Origin of the sequence: Mesorhizobium sp. M0894, from assembly GCF_040319725.1 — a bacterium.
Lineage (GTDB): Bacteria > Pseudomonadota > Alphaproteobacteria > Rhizobiales > Rhizobiaceae > Mesorhizobium.
In genome coordinates, this window is sequence record NZ_JAMYOG010000006.1 from 276981 (window position 1) to 296938 (window position 19958).

Annotated in this window: 22 protein-coding genes; 5 read left to right on the forward strand and 17 right to left on the reverse strand. The window is 62.1% G+C overall.

Going from position 1 to position 19958, the window contains the following annotated elements; translation table 11 throughout:
- Positions 1-199 precede the first annotated feature (199 nt).
- Genes NKH91_RS14770 through dcm form a run of 3 tightly spaced genes read right to left on the reverse strand, consistent with a single transcriptional unit; the run spans position 200 to position 3250 of the window.
- Complete coding sequence (locus tag NKH91_RS14770; RefSeq protein ID WP_352884823.1) at positions 200-1597, reverse strand: type II restriction endonuclease; 1398 nt, start codon at positions 1595-1597, stop codon at positions 200-202.
- Positions 1594-2049, reverse strand: a complete 456-nt coding sequence (locus NKH91_RS14775; RefSeq protein WP_352884822.1) for a very short patch repair endonuclease — start codon at positions 2047-2049, stop codon at positions 1594-1596. The genes NKH91_RS14770 and NKH91_RS14775 overlap by 4 nt, the downstream gene beginning before the upstream one ends.
- A complete protein-coding gene (gene dcm, locus NKH91_RS14780) occupies positions 2042-3250 on the reverse strand; it encodes a DNA (cytosine-5-)-methyltransferase (protein ID WP_352884821.1) in 1209 nt (402 codons plus the stop codon). The genes NKH91_RS14775 and dcm overlap by 8 nt, the downstream gene beginning before the upstream one ends.
- Before the next feature lie 258 nt (positions 3251-3508).
- Here dcm and NKH91_RS14785 point away from each other — a divergent pair, with 258 nt between their 5' ends.
- Entirely contained in the window at positions 3509-3742 is a 234-nt protein-coding gene (locus tag NKH91_RS14785; protein WP_352846835.1) for a hypothetical protein, read from the forward strand.
- Positions 3743-3752: 10 nt separating this feature from the next.
- On the opposite strand, the gene NKH91_RS14790 is transcribed toward NKH91_RS14785, so the two are convergent.
- Positions 3753-4061, reverse strand: a complete 309-nt coding sequence (locus NKH91_RS14790; protein ID WP_352846834.1) for a hypothetical protein — start codon at positions 4059-4061, stop codon at positions 3753-3755.
- A 74-nt stretch (positions 4062-4135) separates the two neighbouring features.
- The gene (locus NKH91_RS14795) at positions 4136-4654 is read right to left on the reverse strand and encodes a metallophosphoesterase family protein (RefSeq protein WP_352846832.1); all 519 of its coding nucleotides are present in this window, start codon (positions 4652-4654) and stop codon (positions 4136-4138) included.
- A 253-nt stretch (positions 4655-4907) separates the two neighbouring features.
- On the opposite strand from NKH91_RS14795, the gene NKH91_RS14800 reads away from it, so the two are divergent.
- Together NKH91_RS14800 and NKH91_RS14805 are read left to right on the forward strand one after the other, a co-directional pair.
- On the forward strand, positions 4908-5237 hold the full coding sequence (locus NKH91_RS14800; protein ID WP_352495071.1) for a hypothetical protein: 330 nt from the start codon (positions 4908-4910) through the stop codon (positions 5235-5237).
- Between the two features lie 85 nt (positions 5238-5322).
- The gene (locus NKH91_RS14805; protein ID WP_352846829.1) at positions 5323-5871 is read left to right on the forward strand and encodes a DNA-3-methyladenine glycosylase; all 549 of its coding nucleotides are present in this window, start codon (positions 5323-5325) and stop codon (positions 5869-5871) included.
- Between the two features lie 483 nt (positions 5872-6354).
- Here the strand turns inward: NKH91_RS14805 and NKH91_RS14810 are convergent, their stop codons facing one another.
- Positions 6355-7113, reverse strand: coding sequence for a DUF3606 domain-containing protein (locus NKH91_RS14810; RefSeq protein WP_352950978.1), 759 nt, complete (start codon positions 7111-7113; stop codon positions 6355-6357).
- Positions 7114-7131: 18 nt separating this feature from the next.
- Here NKH91_RS14810 and NKH91_RS14815 point away from each other — a divergent pair, with 18 nt between their 5' ends.
- Both NKH91_RS14815 and NKH91_RS14820 read left to right on the forward strand, forming a co-directional pair.
- The gene (locus tag NKH91_RS14815) at positions 7132-7299 is read left to right on the forward strand and encodes a hypothetical protein (RefSeq protein WP_352950979.1); all 168 of its coding nucleotides are present in this window, start codon (positions 7132-7134) and stop codon (positions 7297-7299) included.
- A 157-nt stretch (positions 7300-7456) separates the two neighbouring features.
- On the forward strand, positions 7457-7786 hold the full coding sequence (locus NKH91_RS14820; RefSeq protein WP_352846826.1) for a hypothetical protein: 330 nt from the start codon (positions 7457-7459) through the stop codon (positions 7784-7786).
- 31 nt (positions 7787-7817) lie between these two features.
- Here the strand turns inward: NKH91_RS14820 and NKH91_RS14825 are convergent, their stop codons facing one another.
- The 11 genes from NKH91_RS14825 to NKH91_RS14875 all read right to left on the reverse strand — a co-directional run bounded on the left by NKH91_RS14825 (position 7818) and on the right by NKH91_RS14875 (position 19943).
- On the reverse strand, positions 7818-8651 hold the full coding sequence (locus tag NKH91_RS14825) for an SMP-30/gluconolactonase/LRE family protein (protein ID WP_352846825.1): 834 nt from the start codon (positions 8649-8651) through the stop codon (positions 7818-7820).
- 13 nt (positions 8652-8664) lie between these two features.
- Entirely contained in the window at positions 8665-10440 is a 1776-nt protein-coding gene (locus tag NKH91_RS14830; RefSeq protein WP_352846822.1) for a CoA-transferase, read from the reverse strand.
- Positions 10437-11222, reverse strand: a complete 786-nt coding sequence (locus tag NKH91_RS14835; RefSeq protein WP_352846820.1) for an enoyl-CoA hydratase/isomerase family protein — start codon at positions 11220-11222, stop codon at positions 10437-10439. The genes NKH91_RS14830 and NKH91_RS14835 overlap by 4 nt, the downstream gene beginning before the upstream one ends.
- Before the next feature lie 2 nt (positions 11223-11224).
- The gene (locus tag NKH91_RS14840; RefSeq protein ID WP_352495078.1) at positions 11225-12430 is read right to left on the reverse strand and encodes a CaiB/BaiF CoA transferase family protein; all 1206 of its coding nucleotides are present in this window, start codon (positions 12428-12430) and stop codon (positions 11225-11227) included.
- A gap of 17 nt (positions 12431-12447) precedes the next feature.
- On the reverse strand, positions 12448-13233 hold the full coding sequence (locus tag NKH91_RS14845) for an SDR family NAD(P)-dependent oxidoreductase (RefSeq protein WP_352481461.1): 786 nt from the start codon (positions 13231-13233) through the stop codon (positions 12448-12450).
- Position 13234: 1 nt separating this feature from the next.
- Positions 13235-14230: an ABC transporter permease gene (locus tag NKH91_RS14850; protein ID WP_352481460.1), complete on the reverse strand. Its 996-nt coding sequence runs from the start codon at positions 14228-14230 to the stop codon at positions 13235-13237.
- A gap of 30 nt (positions 14231-14260) precedes the next feature.
- Complete coding sequence (locus NKH91_RS14855) at positions 14261-15793, reverse strand: sugar ABC transporter ATP-binding protein (protein WP_352481459.1); 1533 nt, start codon at positions 15791-15793, stop codon at positions 14261-14263.
- The gene (locus NKH91_RS14860) at positions 15783-16766 is read right to left on the reverse strand and encodes an ABC transporter permease (protein WP_023720488.1); all 984 of its coding nucleotides are present in this window, start codon (positions 16764-16766) and stop codon (positions 15783-15785) included. The genes NKH91_RS14855 and NKH91_RS14860 overlap by 11 nt, the downstream gene beginning before the upstream one ends.
- A 128-nt stretch (positions 16767-16894) precedes the next feature.
- On the reverse strand, positions 16895-17926 hold the full coding sequence (locus tag NKH91_RS14865) for a sugar ABC transporter substrate-binding protein (protein WP_023720489.1): 1032 nt from the start codon (positions 17924-17926) through the stop codon (positions 16895-16897).
- Between the two features lie 23 nt (positions 17927-17949).
- Positions 17950-18801 carry an IclR family transcriptional regulator gene (locus NKH91_RS14870; protein ID WP_023720490.1) on the reverse strand — a complete coding sequence of 284 codons (852 nt, stop codon included), beginning with the start codon at positions 18799-18801 and terminating at the stop codon, positions 17950-17952.
- Positions 18801-19943: an extracellular solute-binding protein gene (locus NKH91_RS14875; RefSeq protein WP_352495079.1), complete on the reverse strand. Its 1143-nt coding sequence runs from the start codon at positions 19941-19943 to the stop codon at positions 18801-18803. Before NKH91_RS14875 ends, NKH91_RS14870 begins: the two co-directional genes overlap by 1 nt.
- Positions 19944-19958 lie beyond the last annotated feature (15 nt).

A 19958-nucleotide genomic window follows, 5' to 3' on the forward strand; every position in this document is an offset into this window, starting at 1 on the left:
AGGCCCTATAGTCAATACATTTCGTGTATATTTCCGAAATGTTGCGCCTCTTGGGCAGCGGTAGGTTTCAAGAATGTATCAGGTCGGCGGCGTGCGAATGGGGTCGAAAAGCGCATAAATCCAACGCTTTTCCGGTCTTGGAAAGCGCACAGGTGATTCAGCAATGGAATGGAAAGGGCTTTTAGTGGGGTAGAATGATTCAGCAGGCCCAGCTGGCCAGATGTGGCTCTACGAAGTCGGCACAGAAATCTCTAAAGCTCAGGACATTCGCGTGTCCGGCATATTCCGTTTCCCTCGATTCCATCAGGCTCTCCGGGATCACCAGATGAACACCAAATGATGCCATATCATTGATCGCATTACCCGCGATGTTCTCATCGACGCTTGTCAGGAACAGCCTACGCGAACCCTTTTCGCGCTCGACCTGCTTCCATCTCTCTCGCAATGTCGTCTTGGCGCTCAGTATGAGTCCGGTTGATGATTCCGCGCTGCCACTGTCGATGAAGGCAAGCGAAGGCAGAATGAAATCGGGACGTTTCTTCGCTTCGATGATCACCTGTTTTTCGAACGGAATGCTGCCGTCCCGGAGCATCGCCTCGATGTGATGTTCGTATGAGTAGCCGGCCCGTGACTTGCGCTGCTGACTAGCTGACAGCATCCGGGCATCGATCGACTGATATTCGTCGATCAGCCGTCGGATGACTTCGGAGGCAGTAAATGCGCGAGGTGAGTCACCGAGAACAAGACGCACGAGTTCGACCGAGCGTTCACGGCGTTGAAATTCACGAAAGAGTTCCCATTCGATGCTGCGGCTGATCTCACGCAACGCATCGCCGGGCCTTGGCAGGGCAAACGGATTCATGCTCTCAAGCGAGTGCTTCTGGAGGAAGGCGGTTCTGGCCAGTCGGGCGAGATCAGCAGTGACAGGCATCACAGCATTGTCGGATGCGAACTTGGCAATGCCGCCGCCCAGCCACGCCGCAATCAGCTGCTCTGCAAAGTCCAGAACCTTCTCGCGTTCTTCCGCTTTACGCGTCGCAGGCTCAAAAACGCCGATCAGAAAGTCGGCATCAAGCGCAAACAGGTCGATTAGCAAACCGGCTTCATCGCTACCCGAGTCAATCGTCAGACATTCATAGGCATATTCTTCGCCTTTGCTGACACGCCCCATGACAAGGAACGAAGCAGGAAGAACAGGGGCAAACAATGTCCTTGGCAGACGCGTCAGGTGAGTTTCCTGCCCCTTGCTGGTGTAGTGCACCAGACGGGAGGTCCGCTCTTCATCGGATTGGGGCCACCGGGTTGTAATCCATGCCTCCCGGATTTCATCGGCGTCTAAATCCCTGCGGTCTTTGGCAGCAAGCGGTGGAAAGAAGCCGCCATCACGCTCTTCTTGTGGAATGTACACTCCGGCCTGATTGTTCTTCTTTTTCCCGGGCACGATCCGCCCTTCGTCATCCTCCTTCTGATGTGCCCACAGACGATCATTGTTGGACAGTTTCTTGACTAGGATGCGATCGGATTTCTCAAAGAGTTTCGTCAGGAGCTCCGCATCGGCTCCGTTCTGCTCAAATGAAAATTCTGTCTGGCTACTCATGCGCACCCCGCAATTTCACCGGTAGTTTCATTTCCGCGCAGCCAGTGCGCAACTCTTGTGGTCATGTCGTCAAAGTCTAGCCTGGTCCGGCCCTTCAGGGCACATTCCCAGATGGTTAGTGCGCGCCAGTCGCTTTCTATCAGGGTGCGACGCACTTCAAGATCGCGCGCAACATTCCGTGCGATTTTTGCACGCCAGAAATCCGGACGGGTGGATGGCATCTTGAAAAGGTCGCAGTCATGTCCATGCCAAAAGCAGCCATTCACGAAAATGGCTGCGCGGTATTTGGGCAGAACGAGATCCGGTTTTCCCGGAACCTCTTTTGCGTGAAGACGAAAACGGAATCCCAAGGCATGTAGTGCCTTACGCACGACGATTTCGGGCTTTGTGTTGCTTCCCTTTATGCCGGCCATCATCCGGCTACGCGTCTCAGGGTTTACGACGTCAACCAACTTCGCGTTGAGCCAATGCGAGGATATGGGATCTCATGGCCTTTGCTACGGCCTCGACGACAGGAACCACCACAGCGTTTCCGAACTGCTTATAGGCCTGCGTATCGGACACAGGTATGAACCATTCCTTGCCATCACGCGCGAAACCCATAAGCCGCGCGCACTCTTGGGGCGTGAGCCGCCGCGGGCGTTTTCCGTCACCTTGATCAATAAGTATTTCGGAGCCATCCTTGTAGTAACGTGCTGAGAGTGTGCGCGCGACATCGTTCGGGCCGAAAAGACCGTAGCCGAACCCGTTCCCCTTCGCCATGTGCTTCGCCTTGTAGTTCCTGAGATATTGCCAGAGATGGGCAGTCAGCGTGTATTTCGGGTTCACGTCCGAGGCAAGAATGCTGCCCAGTCTCGGTCCCGGGCCGTCGGGCACTCTAACGTGGTCAAAAGAGAAGTCAGTCTCCTCAATGAAACCTACGATGAAGATCCGCTCGCGTCCCTGCGGCACCCATGGGCGGGAACTGAGCACTTTCGACGTAACGTGATAGCCAAGGTCATTACGGAGCACATTCATGATGGTCTGGAATGTCCGGCCCTTGTCGTGCCTCTCTAGGTTTTTGACATTTTCCAGTAAGAAAGCTTTTGGCTTGTGGTGCTTGATGACCTGCGCCACGTTGAAAAACAGCGTGCCCTGTGTCTCGTCGAGAAACCCATGGCTGCGCCCGAGCGCATTCTTCTTGGACACGCCAGCGATAGAGAACGGCTGACACGGAAACCCGGCAAGCAGAACATCGTGCTCCGGAATAGTTTTCAGGGCTTCTGCGTCGTTGGTAAATTCACGAATGTCGCCGCCGAATATGTGCTCCGGATCCTCGCGGAAGTTTTTGCGGTAGGTGAGCACTGCGTATTTGTCCCACTCGCTGGTAAAAACGCATTTGCCCCCAATAGTGTCGAACCCCGACCGAAGTCCACCGATGCCGGCGAACAGGTCAATGAAGCGGAATTTGCTTTCGGGGAGCGCCTTCCTGTGGTTCTCAGCAACGAGCCTGAGAACCTCAATCGCCAGTTCGGTTGGGGCGGACTCTCCCCGCTCATGCCGGTATGCAGAACTGATTGAAGATCTGGTGATCCGAGCGGCTTCCTCAATAGTGAGCCCAGCCTGTTCCCGGAGCATGGAAAATTCGGTCCTCGGCATCGGATGTGTATTCAAGGGGCCGAATCTCCTGCTGTGTCATTTTTTCCCACTTTGGCAGAATCTGACTCAGCGCACAAATGGATTTGACTACATCACTGCCAGATCGAATCCTGTCGGTTGCGCCAAAACTGGTGATCTACATTCCAGCCATGTTTCGTAAGCCAGACATCGAACCCCATCCCGCCCGCCACGACAATCCACCTCCACGATCGCCTGGAACCCAATCCACCTCGAACGATTTCTTCGTCAACAGATCTCGAAGGGAGCGCCCCCGTGCCTGCACCACCTGAAATGGATGTCGTCCTCGAAAAGCTGCCTTTGAGGATCGGCGCCTATATCCCCGACGACTTGCTGGAGGACTGGTTTGCGCCGGGGACGGGCATGAATCCGGTCAGCAAGGAGGCGCTTGCCGCCGCGAAGAATTACGGTTGGCTTTTCGAATGCGAGTTCAAGCACTACCCCGACCGCAAGGAGGGCGTGTTCTGGAAGTGGGTGCCGGCGATCTGACCGGCGCTTCTCAGCCTATCGGCGTCATCACCTTGCCGGTTCCGCCGCATTCGGGGCAGGTGCGGCCGTCGATCATGCCTGACCCCGCACAGCGGCGGCAAATATTCTCGCCAGCGCCGGGAATGCCTGCGGGAACTTCGTCCGCGTTGGTTTGGCCGGCTTGCCCGGGGTTGCCCAGCAGCTTGTTTCTCAGCCGGGCGACCCAGCCTTCGTCGACCTCGAGCGGTTTGCTGCTGTCGTCCGGCAGGCCTTCGCCGGATTGGCCGATGGTTTCATTGCGCGGCCGGTCGTTCGCGCCTGTCGTGATCTTCTGAGCCATCGCCGTTGCCTCTACGCCTTGCAATTTTTCGAACGCCTCAGCTCCGCGGAGGTTCCGGTTGCGGCCAACCGCCTTCAGCCGGGTTTTGTCCGAGCCGCCCTTCGGCCGCGGTTGGCAAGGATGGTGCTTAGCGTGACCGGACGAAAATCCCAGCTGTCGACGCCGACGTCATACTGGCGCGCGACAGGGGTGAGCCTGCCGTGCGAATGGCCATGCAGGTCGATCGATTTCCTGCCGATCTGGTTCCAGGTGCGAAAAGGGTAGTGGCAAAGGATCAGCAGACTGCCGTCCAACGTCAGCTCCTTGTAGTGTTGCGTGCTCGCCCAACCCGTGGCGTCGATGGTGGCCGCAGCATCGTTGTTGCCGATGACCAGATGCTTGCTGCCATGAAGAGACGACAGCAGCGACGACACGAACGCGGCCGATCCCCTGGCAAAATCGCCGAGGTGCCAGACCTCGTCGTCCGGCCCGACAGTTTCGTTCCACAACGCAATGAGCGCCCGATCATGCTCCGCCAGCGAGCCGAACGGGCGGCGATCGATGCGCAAAATGCGCGGGTCGCTGAAATGCGTGTCGGCGGTGAAGTAGATCATGCGCGCTCGCTGGGGCCCGTTGTCGAACTGCCGCGCATGTAGGCGCGTGGCGCACCAAGTCCATCTTGCTCTCCCCAATGCTTGCTCAACCCGCTCGATCGTCGGTTGTTCCTGTAAACAGGCCTAGGCGGCTTCCGCTTGTTGGAACTTTAAGAAGGGGGAACTTTAAGAAGGGGAACTTTGAAACGGGGGAACTTTGAAATGAGACGCAGGTTAGAATGCTTGAGGCCGATGCTCTGAAAGGACCTCGACGATGACCGACGCAGCACCTCTTGGGCGAAGCCCGGCTCAAGCGCGGGGCGATATCGACGCCGGGCGCGAAGGGGATAAGACACCGGGGATCGACCCAGCCGCGGCTCCCATGGAAACGGACGCGGAATCAGCCGGCAGCGTTCCGGCAAAGGATCGGTCTGCGCCTCATGAAAAGCCGGAGTTCACCAACCAGGCGAGCTATGCCAATGCGATGCGTCCGCTGAAGGATGAGCCCGACGTCCAGCCGCGCCGATATGGGCCGGTGCTGGTGATTGCCGCCATCGTCGTGCTGGCCGCTGCGGTTTTCATCGGCGCAGCGATGCTGCTCTGAATACAACGCAGTGGCTGGACATTTTGCTTCCGGTCCGGGACCTTGTTGCCGCGCAACGTTCAGGCGCGATCGAGTCTGCTGCACATTGACCACCAACCATCAATTCTTTGCCCGAGACGCTACCATCGTCGCGCGCGACATGATTGGCGCCACGCTGCTCTTGCATGGCGTTGGCGGCATCATCGTCGAGACCGAGGCCTATCGCCCCGATGACCCGGCTTCGCATGCTTTCGGTGGCAGGACGGTGCGCAATGGCGCAATGTTCGGCACCCCAGGCAGCGCCTATGTCTATCGCTCCTATGGCCTGCATTGGTGCCTCAATGCCGTGTGCCTGCCCGGCAGTGCCGTGCTTGTCCGCGCAATCGAACCGCAATCCGGGCTGGACGTGATGCGGGCCAATCGCGGCCTTGACGATCCCCGGCTGCTTTGTTCGGGACCAGGTCGCCTTTGCCAGGCGCTGGCAATCGACAAATCCCATGACGGGCTGCCGCTGGACGTGCCGCCATTCGAATTCAGGCAGCCGGGCGACGCCAGCGCCGTTCTAACAGGCCGCCGGATCGGCATTTCCAAGGCTGTCGATGCGGCGTGGCGGTTCGGGCTTCGCGGTTCGGATTATTTGAGCCGCAAGTTCTGACGCCCGCGCATTGGGCCGGAATTGCGGATGGTTAAAATCGTACATTAGAAAAATGGAACATAACCAACGGGGAAGACATTATTGGCGCCATGGACAAGAAAGTTGGCGACAATCCTGAATGGCTTCCGCCGCCCCAGGAGCCGATCATCGCAGCAGATGCCGCGGCCAGAATTTCGAAACGGGCGAGAAATAGATTTTCCCGCATCGCGCAAGGCGATCGGGACGAAACTTTGATCGAGGAACAGGAAGACGCTGACGTCTTCGAGCGCCAGCCATCCATGGTCCCGTTGATCCTGGTGCTTTATGTGCTCTCGATGTGGGTCTTGGCCGGGTACGCGATCCTTCGTTGGCGGCATCTTCTATAGGCGCCCTATCGCTTCCGCTCTAATCAGCCGGTTTGGGCAGCCCTCAACGGCCGCCGCGCTGAAAAATCATTCAGCCAGTCAGTCGGTCCCTCCCATGGAAAGACCAGTCAGCCACGCATCACTCCTTGTCGAGATGCATGGGCGTTGTCTGTTGGCGGGCTTCCCTGGTCACCTCGTCGGCTCCGGCAGGTGAAATCCCTCGCAACGCCTTCGCGGCTTCGGTCAGGCGCCCGCGATCATTGCCGAAGCTCTTGATCAGCCGGCGGACCTGGTCGGCGGTGATGCCGTTCTGTTGGGCAAAATACTCGACTTCACGTTCATCTTCCGCGGAAACGCGATCGCGGTCGCGGAAATCTCGCTTGCTCTTATCGTCAGCCATTTTTTCCTCCTGGTGGAGCTTCGCATCAACGGCAACGTGGGCAAGCCGCTTTCGTTGCCGCGATCGGGCGGACTTTTGTGCGGCCGTGCCGACTGCCCAGGAACCATGAGGCGAGCAGCCGGTTTGGCTTGGATGCAGACCACGTTCGGCCACCAATTCATACCGATGGAGGTTACGATGACGCTCGCAAGCAAAACCACTGTAATTGCAGCCGCGCTGGCCATATTGACCGCGCCGGCATTCGGCCAGACGAGCCCGCCCGCGGCGCCGGCGCCGGATCGTGGCGCCGAACAGTCGCCCGGAGTGAGCGGGCAGGATGCCATGCGCGATATGATGCGCCAGATGATGACCGAGATGCTGGAGGAGAGAATGCAAGAGGATCGCGCGCCCCGGACAGAACGGCGAGGTCGCGACCACTGGCATCGCGACTACAGGATGGGCCCGCCTGACCGAGGTTGGGAGACGGGTGGCCGCGGTGGCATTGCACGCGGGATGCATGGCGCGAGGATGCGCATGATGTTCGCCATAGTGGATGCGGATGGCGACGGCGCGCTTTCCCAGACCGAGGTCCAGGATTTCGTCGGGCGGATATTCAACGCCGTCGATGAGAACGGTGACGGCAGCGTCGACATGCAGGAAATCCGGTCCTTCTTCCACGGTGCAGGCGCCGAGGATCAGGAGTAAGTCTCCTACCCGTCGGCAAGGAGGCCCTGGCTGAGGCGGCGCCCCCAACGTCGACCGGGGAGGGCGAAAACCGTCGCTGGCAGATGCATTGCTGGGCTGGCCTTGCCAAGCCGAATGCCGGGTCGGAACGATTCGAGACAGCAGGAATTCAATGGCTATGACAGAGAAAATCCCGACCATCGCCCGTGTCTGGCGTGGCAGAACCTTGCCTGAGAAGGCAGACGCCTATGAAAGCTACAATTACGAGGCCGGCATCAAGCCGCTGGTCGAGAAGGCGCTGGGCGTGCAGACCTTTCGCGAGGACACGCCGACCCATGCAGAGTTCGTGACGATTTCCTATTGGGAAAATGTCGAAGCGATGGCGGCGTTCACCGGCGGCGATCCGACAAAAATCCACCATCTCGAGCGGGACGAAGAGTTCCTGATCGAGTTGCCGTCGCGGGTGCAGGTGTTGCGCATCCGCTCCAGTCACGGCCGCCTGCAATAGCTCTGAGGAGAGCCGCCCGGTTCGGCTCGACCTAATAAATCGCCGTCAAGTCGATCTCGGTAATGTGCCAGCGGCCGAGATTTGAGGTGTAGAGCCTGTCGCCCTTGAAGGCGATGTTGGTGGGATGGGCGAGCGTCGTTGCCGCCGGATCCTCGATCAGCACTTCGAGCCCGCTATCTTTTCGCCAACGATAAATGCGGCTCGGCTCGTAGCATGAGATGAACAGCGAACCGTCCGGCGCGAAGGCAACGCCATCGGGGACGTTGTTCACGCCGTCCACGACGAGCTGGCGAGGTCCTGCCGTGCCGTCGGCAAGGATCGGTACATAGCTGACGCAGGCCGCATGGCTTTCCACCACATAAAGCCCGCTCCCATCCGGCGCCATCGCCATGCCGTTGGCGAAGGCCATGGCCTCGCTACACCACAGGCCGCCTTCGCCGGTCTTCAAATGGTAGCGAAAAATGCCGGAGCGGTTGTCTTCGCCTACGCTGTCCGACACGTAGAGCCAGCCCCGTGTCTCGTCGACGATCGGATAGTTCGGCACGCGGATGCCAGCCGAGGCGAAGCGCTCCATTTGACCCGTTCCGGCATTCCAGCGAAAGATCGCCGAATGTCTCAAATCGCAGGCAAAACAGTTTCCCGCGCTATCGAAGGCGATGCCGAGCAGAAAGCCGTCCGTGCCGCCCATGTGCTCGACCGAGCCGCCATCAGCGGCCAGGCGCAGCAGGTCGCCGGTTTCGCTGCCGCACCAGATCGAGCCGTCGCGATGGATGGCCACGCCTTCCGGATGGGCGACGCGCGGGCTGGTGAAGATGCCGTCGAAGAAGACCCTCGCCGCCGACATTTCGAGCAACGGCTTTGCCATGCGCCACCCCTCTTCAGCCTGTTGCGGTATGCGACCGCTGCACGGCAATACAGCGCTCGACCATCAGCCGGTCGGCCGCCAGGATCTCGGCGATAAGCGCGCCACGCTCCTTGGCGCTGACGAATTCGAGACGCCGCAGGCCAAGCGGGTCGATGCGGTTTCGCAGGATGTCGAGCGTCTCGTTCGAGGGCAGCGGAACCTCGCGGCAATCGGCATCGAATGTCAGGGCGAAGCCGGTGGCATCCTGGACCTGCTGGCGCGTCACGCCCGGCATGGTCTCGACGATGACCAATTGCCGGCTCTCCCGGTCGAGCCGAAAGATGCAAAGATCGGTGAACACCAGCGCCGCGCCGGTCCGATAGCCCATCGGCTCGCGTTCGGCCTCTGTCAGCAAGCCGCGCGCCGAGCTGGCGATCTCGACGGTGTCGACCAGCGACTGCGGGGAGTGGCGCGGGACGTAGAGCAGATAATCGCGATGCATGTTGGCGACATCAGCCATGCCGCCCTGCCCGGGCAGCCGGATGAGGCTGCCGTCGCGCTTGCGCAGCGCAATCGTGTTGACGCGCCCGCGTCGGTCGACCTGGGCGGCACCGACGATCTCATGCGTCACGGCGCCGGCCTGGTAATAGGTCGAATAGGTGTCGTCGCCGCCGGCATGGGCCACCGCTGTCTCGCAATCGAGGCTCTCGATCAACGACAGGATCATCGGGCTCGGCGCTATGTCGAGATGACCGCAACTCATCGTCGCGATGATCATGTCCGGCGCGTGCGTCGCCTTGGCCAGCCGGTAGGCGACATTGGCGAGCGGCGACACCGCGCCGGCGCTGGCAAAGCTCTCATTGTCGAGCTCGGCGGCGATGCGGGCAGCGATGATCTCGTCGATGGATGCCTTCTTTTCGCCGTGCACGAGCCCGGGCATTGCGAGGACTGTTTCAGCGCGGACTTTCGCAGCGTCTTGAACCCGCTCCGGCACACCTTCCGAAGGCACGCTCAGGCTGTCCGCCAAAGGTATCTCCTTGGCCGCCAACGCTCCCGCCAACGCTTGATAATCCGTCACATAGAATGGCAGGCAGGAGGCGGGATGGGCGCCGCCTGGCGCCAGCGCTATGGCCGACACCTGGTTGCGGGTCAAAATGTTTTGGCGACCAGCATGGCGCAGCGCTCCGACCGGGACGATTTCCTCGACCGTGACCAGCACCTGGCGCGCCGCGCCGGCCATGGCGAAGTCCAGCGCCCGTGGTCCGATGATCTGGACATTGCCGCTCTCGTCGGCACGCTGGGCATGGACGACGAACGTATCGAGCCGCAAGGCCGGGATGACCCCGGTCGTGATTCCGTCGACCGGATCGGGCGCGGCGATCGCGCCGGGCACGCGAGCCAGCATATCCGAACCCTGCGGAAGCTGAAACGGCATCGACGGCAGGTTCTGCTGCGCTGCCCGCAACGCCTGGATCATGGCCAGCGCCGTCCAGTCGCGAACCGGCACGGCATTCGTCTCGGCAGCCGCGCGGAAGCGGGGCGGCAGGCCGAAAATATCGAGGCTGGAAAAGCAGATATCGATCTCCGCCACGGCATCGGCCTCGAGAAGCAGTTCGAGCGGCAGCCCGCCGGCCCAGCAGACATAGCGCAGGCCCTTGACGCCCGAGCCGGTGATGGCGCGCAGCAGGGCGACCGGCAGCCGGGCGAAATGATGGCCGCCGACACCGAAGGCGTCGCCGCCGCCGACCATCGCGGCCAGCCCCTCGACATCGGTGAAGCGCGGCCGGTTCGGCTTGACCAGGGAGATCATGGCGCGGCCTTGGCCCGCGCAGCGCTCTTTTCGGCGAATTCCTTGACGCGGCGCTGGCCGGTCTCGCTGCGGTAGAGGCCGCCCAGGACATCGCGCTCCATGGCAAGGCCGTCGGCCAGCCCGCCCGACACGGCATGCGCGGTCAGCGCCTTCAAGGCCTCGATGGCGGCGGCAGGTTCGGCGGCGATCATGCCGGCGAGTTCCAGCGCCCGCGGCATCAGCCTCTCGGCATCGACGATTTCGTTGACCAGTCCGGCGCCGACGAATTCGGAAGCCGGCACGATGGCGCCGGTCATCAGCAGGAAATTGGCACAGTTGCGGCCGAGCTTCTGGACGCTGCGCTGCGTGCCGCCGCCGCCGGGGACCAGCCCGAGCTTGATTTCGGGAAGGCCGAGCTTCGCGAACTGGTTAGCGATCACGATGTCGCAGCACAGCACCAGTTCCATGCCGCCGCCCAGCGCAAAGCCGTTGACCGCGGCGATGACCGGCTTGCGGTTGTTCTCGACCGCCGCATACATGCGTGTGCCCGCCATCTGGAAGGCGTCGAACTCGGCAGCTGTCTGGGCGGCGTATTCCTTGATGTCGGCGCCGGCCATAAAGCCGCGCCCCTCGCCGGTCACCACGATCGCGCCGATACCGTCATCCTGCGACAGCGCCTCGAAAACCTCGGTGATCTCGCTTTGCATCAGCCGGTTCATGGCGTTGAGCTGATCGGCGCGCCGGAAGGTGACGACCGCGACGCGCCCGGATATTTCCAAGGTGAGTGTCTGGTAACCGCTCATCGTCAGGCAGCATCCACGGTCATGTCGCCGGACGCCTCAAGCGCTGCAATCTCATCGCTGGAGAGGCCGAACTCGGCCAGTATCTCGCGGCCATGCTGGCCGACCAGCGGCGCCGGCCGTTCTATGGTAGCCGGCGTCTCGCTCATCTTGACCGCCGGCGCGACCACCCTGACCTTGCCGCCGCGCGGATGATCGTAGCTGGTGATCATGCCCAGGTGCTTCACCTGCGGGTCTTCGGCTGCGCGGCGGATGTCTTTCACCTCGGCACACCAGATGTCGGCCGCCAGCAGCCGCGCCAGCAGATCCTGCGTGGCAAACTTCCTGGTTTCGGCGTTGACCTTGTCGAACACCTCGTCGCGCTTGTCGAACAGCGTCTTCAGATCGTCGTAAACAGCAAGCTGCGGCGCCTCTAGCACCTCGTACAGCGCCTTGAACGGGCTCATGGCGATCGACACATAGCCGCCGTCGTTCGCTTCGTAGATACCGAACGGCGCCTGCATGCCGGGGTGGCCGATGCCTGAATTCGGGCGCACGAAATCCTCGCCGAGATTGAGCACGGCGACATATTCCTGGTTGAGATGCGCCAGCATGCCGGCCAGCAGATTGACCTCGATCTTCTGGCCCTTGCCGGTCTTCTCGCGATAGTAGAGCGCCGACAGGATGCCGTAGACCATGTTCATGGCACCGATCTGGTCGGCGAGGCCGGCGCCGGCCGGAACAGGAGCCTGATCGCCGCGGCCGGTGTTGGAAATCAGCCCGGACAGTCCCTGGATCAGCATGTCCTGGCCGGGGCGCTCGACATAGGGGCCTTCCTCGCCATAGCCGGAGCCCGAGCAATAGATAATGGCGGGATTGACCGCCCTGAAATCCTCGTAGCCATAGCCGAGCCTGGCGAGCACGCCGGGGCGGAAATTCTGCACCACCACATCGGCCTTCTTCGCCATGTCCATGATGATGGCATGCACCTTGCGGCTCTTCAGATTGAGCGCGATGGAGCGCTTGTTGCGGTTCCAGGCGAGGAAATTCGGGCTTTCGGAGCCGCCGACCCATTTGGCGAAGAAGGTCATGCCGCGGAACATGTCGCCGGCGCCGGCACGCTCGATCTTGATGACGTCGGCGCCCATGTCGCCGAGCAGCTGCGTGGCGAACGGCCCTTGCAGCAGATGGCTGAAATCGAGAATGCGGACGCCTTCGAGGGCCTTGTTCATTTTTGTCTCGTTGGTTGTCAAAGCAGGTCGGGTACGTAGCGGGGTGCTGCGGTGAGGCCGCCGTCGACGCGCAGGTCGGTGCCGGTGGTGAAGCCGGCGGCGTCGGAGGCGAGATAGACGGCGGCTTCGGCCACTTCGGACGGTTTGCCGATGCGGCCGAGCGGATGCATCTTCACCCAGGCCTTGGCGAGGTTGCCGCCGATCTCTTTGACCAGTTTGTCGTTCATTGGCGTGTTGATGGTGCCGGGCGAGATCGAGTTGACGCGAATGTTGAGCGGGCCGAACTCGACCGCCATCTGGCGCGTCATCGCCATCACCGCACCCTTGGCGCCGGCATAGGCGGTCCAGCCGTCGAGCCCGATATGACCTTGCGCCGAGGCCATGTTGATGATCGAGCCGGATTTCTGCGCGATCATGTGCGGCAGCGCATATTTGCAGCCGCGGAACACGCTGGTCAGGTTGACCGCGATCAGCCGGTGCCACTGCTCGTCGCTCATTTCGTGAACCGGCATGCCGCCGATGGCGATGGCGGCATTGTTGACCAGAATGTCGAGATGGCCGGTCTTGGCGACGGCTGCGTCGATGAGGGCGGCGATATCGGCCTCCTCCGCCACGTCGCAATGGACGTAGTCGGCGCGGTGGCCGGCGGCGCGCAGTTCCGCCGCGAATTTTTCACCCTTCTCGTCGGCGATGTCGCCGAGGACGACGTGCGCGCCCTCACGCGCCATCGCCTCGCTGATCGCATGGCCGATGCCGTCGGCGGCGCCGGTGACGATTGCGGTTTTCCCTTTGAGACGATCCATATCAGCCTCCAATGGCACGCCGGCGCTTCGCTTCGTCGAAGGCGACGGCGGCAATGATGATCACGCCGGTGATGACCAGCTGCCACTCGGTCGGCAGGCCGAGACCGCGCAGGCCGTTGGACAGGAATTGCAGGATCAGCACGCCAAGCGCCATGCCGGTCAGGCTGCCGATGCCGCCGGCAAGGCTTACGCCGCCAAGCACGGTGGCGGCAACGACCTGGAACTCGAAATTCAGCCCGGCCGTATGTTGCGCAGAGCCGACGCGGGCGGCCAGGATGATGCCGGCAACCGTTGCTAGCAGTGCGCTGATGATGAAGCAGATGAACTTGACGCGGCGCACGTCGTAACCCGCCAGCCGTGCCACTTCCGGATTGCCGCCGACGGCATAGATCTGCCGTCCGAACGGCCGGTGCTGCATGATGTAGGCGAAGACCGCGAGCAGGACGATGGCGATGACCGCCGAATAGGGAATGACATTGAACAGGCGGCCGTCCGACAGCGCAATGAAGCTGTCGAGCGCGGCATCGTCGGGGATGGCGCGCTGGCCGGTGTAGAGATAGACGCCGCCGCGCATGATGAACATCGTGCCCAGCGTCACGATCAGCGAGTTGATGCCGGCATAGGCCGTCAGATAGCCGTTCACGACGCCGATGATCAGCCCGAACAGCAGCGCACCACTGATGCCGAGCAGCAGCGAGTTGGTTTCGTTCATGATGATGATCAGCGGCAGGGCGATGGTCGCCAGCAGCGACCCTATCGAGATGTCGACCTCGCCGGACATGAAGACGATGGCGCAGCCGATGCCGGCGGTGAGCGCCAGCGACGCCTGACCGAGCACATTGGTGATGTTGCGTACCGAGAAGAAGTTCTCTGCCGTCAGGGAAAAGAACGCAATCACCAGGATCAGGCAAAGCAGCAGGGCGAGCTCCTGCCGCGCCAGGAATCGTGCCAGCATGGATGGCCCGGCTTTGATGGACTGGGTGCCTGCAAGACTCATCGCTTGCTCCCTTTGCGAAGCGTCATCATCTTATCCGATCGCCGCATTGAGGATTTTCTCCTGCGTGGCCTCGTCGCGAGGCATGATCGCGGTGAGGCGGCCTTCGCACATCACCGCGATGCGGTCGGCAAGGCCCAGCAGCTCAGGCATTTCGGACGTCATCATGACGACCGCCAAGCCTTCGCCGGCGAGCCGGTCGATGAGCGCGAAAATCTCCGACTTGGCGCCGACGTCGATGCCGCGGGTCGGTTCGTCGACGACGATCACCTTAAGACCGCGCATCAGCCAGCGCGAGATCAGCACTTTCTGCTGATTGCCGCCGGACAGATTCTTGACCAACTGAAACAGGCTGGGCGTCCTGATGCGAAAACGGTCGACATAGTCCTCCACCGCCTTGCGTTCCCTGGCCTTGTCGACGAAGCCCATTCTGGCGAAGGCACCGAGCGAGGCGAGGCTGGCATTCTGGTAGACCGGCAGCTCGCCCATCAGCCCTTCGCTCTTGCGATCCTCGGTGAGCAGTCCGATGCCGAGCCGGACGCCGGTGTGCGTGTCGTGCGGCAGCAGCCGGCTGCCATCGACCGAAATGGCGCCGGAAGTGATCGGGTCGTAACCGACGATGGCCTTGGCGAGCTCGGTCCGGCCGGCCCCCATGAGGCCGAAGAAGCCGAGGACCTCGCCGGCATGCGCCTCGAACGATACGTCCTTCAGTTTCTTGGCGGTGCTGAGCCCTTCAACCGAAAGCGCTACCTTGCTGCCCGGCGCACTGCGCTTGCGCGGGAACAGGTTTTCGATGCGCCGGCCGATCATGTCCTGGATCAGCGTGTCGTTGGTGTGCTCGCCGATCGGCCTGGTCGAGACGTGACGGCCATCGCGCAGCACGGTCACGGTGTCGGCGATCTCGAAGACCTCGTCGAGCTTGTGGCTGACATAGAGCACCGCGATGCCGAGAGCGGCCAGCCGGCGGATGACGGTGAACAGCAGCGAGACCTCGTTCGGCGTCAGCGAGGAGGTCGGCTCGTCCATCACCACGACGCGGGCCTCATGGGCGAGCGCGCGGGCGATCTCGACCATCTGCTGCTGGCTGACCGGCAGCGATCCCGTGCGCGCTGCCGGGTCGACGTTGAAGCCGATGCGCTTGAACAGAGCGGCCGCGTCGGCGCGGATCTTCTTCCAGTCGATCGAGCCGCCTTTGCCGGTCGGATAGCCCTCGAGGAAGATGTTTTCGGCGACGCTGAATTCGGCGATCAGCGCGATCTCCTGGAACACCACCTTGATGCCCGCTTTCAGGCTGTCGCGCGGCGACTTGATGTCGGCCTCGCGGCCGCGCAGGCGGATGGTGCCGCCATCCTTGCCGTAGACCCCGGCCATGATCTTGATCAGCGTCGACTTGCCGGCGCCGTTCTCGCCCATCAAAGCGTGGATCTTGCCGGGTTCCAGGGTTAGATCGACATTGTCCAGCGCCATCACGCCGGGAAAGCGCTTGCCGATGCCGCGCATCTCCAGCGCCGGCACGCTTTTGTCGACGGCCGCGGTTTTGCCGGGATGGAGGAAGTCAACCGACATTGGCTCTGTTCCGGACGATGTCGAGATAGGTCGCCAGGATGATGACGATGCCCGGCACCACCATCTGCAGGTCCTGGTTCCAGCCGAGGATGATGATGCCGTTGTCGATGACCTTCAGCACCAGCACGCCCAGCAACGTGCCGAGCAGCGAGCCGCGGCCGCCAAGCAGGCTGGTGCCGCCGAGGATGACGGCGGCAATCACAGTCAGCTCGAAGCCGCGGCCGGCGGTCGGCTGGCCGGCATTCATCAGCGACGACAGGATCATGCCGGCAATGCCGACGCAAAGGCCGGTGACGACGAAGGCGAACAGTTTCAGGCGTTGCGAGCGCACGCCGGAGAGGCGAACCGCTCGCTCGTTGGCGCCGACCGCGTAAAGATAGCGGCCGAGCGTGGTGAAGCGCAGCGTTGCCGCGGCCAGCGCGAAAATCAGCGCGGCAATCACCACCGGCAGCGGGATCGCGCCGATATAGCCGGCGCCGAGATCGGTGAAGCTTGCAAGCCGGTGGTGGTTCTGCACCGCTTCGCGGGTGAACAGATAGACGCCGCCCTGCAGCATCATCATGGTGCCGATGGTGGCGATCAGCGAGTTCACCTTGAGCCTGGTGACAACCAGCCCGTTGAACAGGCCGACCGCACCGGAAAAGGCGAGCGCCGCCAGCAGGCCGAGCGTCAGGCTGTGCGTTGAATTGAGTACGGCCATGCCGATGCAGCCGACAAAGGCCAGCGACGCACCGACCGACAGGTCGACTTCCGCGGTGATGATCAGCATCGTCATGCCCGAGGCGACGATCAGCACCAGCGCGCATTGGCGCAGGATGGCGATGATGTTGGCCTCGGAATAGAATTGCGGCGCCGCAATCGAAATGGCGATGCAGAGCACGGCCAGGATCACGCCGAGCACCAGCTGGCTGCTGCCCAGCAGCTGGCCGCCGATGAAACGCCTTGGCGCGGAGGATTGCGTAAGCTCGCTCATGTCCATTTCATTTTCGGGCAGCGTCGCCGTTTGGAACTTGCCGGCCAAAACAGGGCGGTTGACCTGTTTTCCCGTCTGCATCCGGTCCGATGCCCTTCCCGCCGCGCGGGAAGGGCTACCCGGAATCCTTACTTCTTCAGGTCAGCGGAAGTTTTCATGCATTTTTCCGGTGGCTGGAGCGCATTGACGGCATCCCATTTGATCGTTCGTGTGGTGCCGTCGTAGTCGTAGAACTTCTTCCAGTCGTCGCCGTTCATCGGCGCGGTCGGGCTGACGATGTGTTCCGGCACCTCTTCGCCGTTGAAGAGCTTAACCGCTGCATCGATGGCGGTGTAGCCTTCCTTTTCCGGGAACATCGCGGCTTCGATGCGATAGGACGGCTCGTTCTGCATGGCATTGATGAAGGCGAGGCCTTCGCCGCCGGTGCCGACCGTCAACAGGCCATCCTGCGACTTGCCGGCCGCTTTCCAGGCCTGGAGGCCGCCGAGCGACGAGGAATCGTTGATGCCGTAGATGATGTTGATGTCGGCGTTCTTGGCAAGTGCCGCCGAAGAGACTTCGAGCGCGCGGTCCGGATTGCCGCCGCCGTCGAGGTCGTGGACCATGACCGCGTCGGGGACGATGGTCTTCAGGCCGTCCATGAAACCCTGCGAACGCAGCACCGTGGCGGACAGCAGCGGCAGGCCGACATTCATCACCTTGGCTTTGCCTTCGAGCTTTTCCTTGGCGTATTTGCCGGCTTCAACGCCGGCGGTGTAGCCGGTGTCGTAGTCGCAGATCGCGACCATGGTGGTCATGCCCTTGACCGGATTGCCTTCGAGCACGACCGGAACGTTGTTGGATTTCGCCTGGCGCAGTAGCGGCACGACGCCTTCCTCGTTGACGGGCGTGACAATCAGCACGTCGACGCCTTTGGCCATGAAGTCTTCGGCGGCGGAAACCTCCTTGGCGATGTCGAGATTGGCGTCCTGCACCTCGAGTTCGATGCCGAGTTCCTTGGCGCGGGCCTGCATGCCCTTGATGACGTTCTGATACCACTCATGCGTGGCGTAATTGGTGACGTAGCCGATGCGCTTCGGCATGTTTTCGGCGTGTGCCGCGGCGGCGCTCAGAGCCAGCGCGGCCGCCGAGACAAACAGCATTGATTTGGACCAGTTCATGTTTCTTCTCCCTGTATTTCTTGTCAGTTGCTGAACGGATAGTCCCGCCGTTCCGGGTCGGCACGTGGAGAGTTGGCAGCTTCGCCCGCGCCCAGCGCCGCCGATATCGTCTCGGCCGCCGCCTTAGTCCGTTCAAAGACGGTGCTGCGATCGAAGCGGGCGGCCTTTTGCGGCAGGAACGGGACAGTGAGCGCGGCAATGACCGCGCCGGTATGGTCGCGCACCGGCATCGAGATGTTGGTGCAGCCCTCGACAGCCAGCGAAGCGCGCATTTCATAGCCGAGCCTTGCGACGTCGTTCAGCCGCGCTTCGATTTCCGCCCGGCTGCCTTGGCCTTCGCCCGCAGCGACGATCCGCTCGACGATACGGTCGCGCTCGGCGCGGCTCGAATGCGCGAGCAGCACCGCGCCGGAGCTCGTCTCGAGGATCGGGAAATGCGAGCCGAGGGCAACCGAATAACGCATCGGCAAAGGCGAATCGATCTGCAGCACGACCAGCGCGCTCTCACCTTCGCGCACGACCAGATGGCAGCTCTGGTCGGCATTGGCGGCGAGGCCGCGCATCACCGGCAGCGCGCATTCGACCAGGCGGTTTACCGGCGGATGCATATGCGCCAGCTCGAATAGCTTCAGCGACAGGCGGAAGCGGTCCGATAGCGTCCGGAAAATGTAGCCGCGCTTCTCCAGCAGCAGCAGGATGCGGTAGATCTCGTGAATGGAGCGCCCCATTCCGGTGGCGATCTCTGTCTGGGTCAGCGGCTCGCCGCTGGCAGCCATGAATTCCAGGATATCGAGCGCCTTCTCCACCGCCGGCACGCGATAGCCGTTGCGGCCGCTTTCGCCTTCGTCGACGATCTGGGCAATATCGGTGGCCATTACGCGACGCTCCGTTGCGGCTGGCCATGCCTGGTCTCGCGATAGAGCCGGTTCAGCCGATCCGCGAGCTCGGCCGCCGGCAATTCGCCGGCGATGGCCGCGGCAGCATGAGGGGCGCATTGGCGGAAGAAGCTGATGAAGCCCGTATGGGTCGGGCGCAGATAGGAGGCTTCGATCGTCGCCAGCGTCGAGGCGAAGAAGCCGCCCGAGAGCGCGTTGACCTCGGCATCCTGCCACGCCGCCAGCGATCCCGGCTGTCCGCCGGATTTCACATAGTCGCCGCGCTGATAGCCGGGCGAGCACAGAAACAGCGCGTAATCGATGGCTGCCTGCTTGTGTTTCGATTGGGCGCTGACGCCGATGCCGGCGCCGCCGAGCAAGGCGCCGGCGGATCGCGGCGTCGGCACATCGGCGAAGCGCAGATACGGCCTGTCTGCCTTGAAGGCATAGTTCACATAGCCGAAGGCGAACGGCACGTAGACCACATCGTCATGCGCGATCATATGATCGTAGCAGCGGATCGGGTTCCATTTCGGCGAATCCGGATGCGACAGCGCCGCAAGCTGGCGCAATTGCCCAACGGCCTGCTCGATTTTTTCCCTGGCAATGAACTCGTCGCCGTCTTCCCGCGGTTCGCCCAGCGTCAAAAGCAGGCACATGGCGTCAGTCGGCACCAACGGCAGCCCAAGCCATTTGCCGTCCTTCAAGGCGCGCCGGCCGAGCTCCAGCACCTCGTCATGGCTGCGCGGCAGCGGCCCGTAGCGCTCCAGGAGATCGGGGCGATACGAGGCAACCTGGCAGGCAGCATCGATCGGCAACGCCCATTGGCGCCCGTCCCTTGCGTAGGATTGCCAGGATGCGCCGACCGAATCCCGTTCGAAGCCGCGGCGCTGCTCAGCCGACAAATCGAACGGCACCATCAGCCCGCCTTCGGCAATATCGCCGATGAACGGATGGTCGAACACGACAAGATCATAGGCGCCGAGCACCGGACCAAGCGCGCCCTCGCCGAACTCGTAGAGGCTGCGGCGGTCCCATTCGATCTCAAGACCGGGATTGGCGGCACAATACGGCCCGATGCTGGCGTCGAGCGGACCCCAGCAGCGTCGGTGATCCCACGCGAGACCGCGCAGTCTTGTCATGCCCGAAATTCCTCC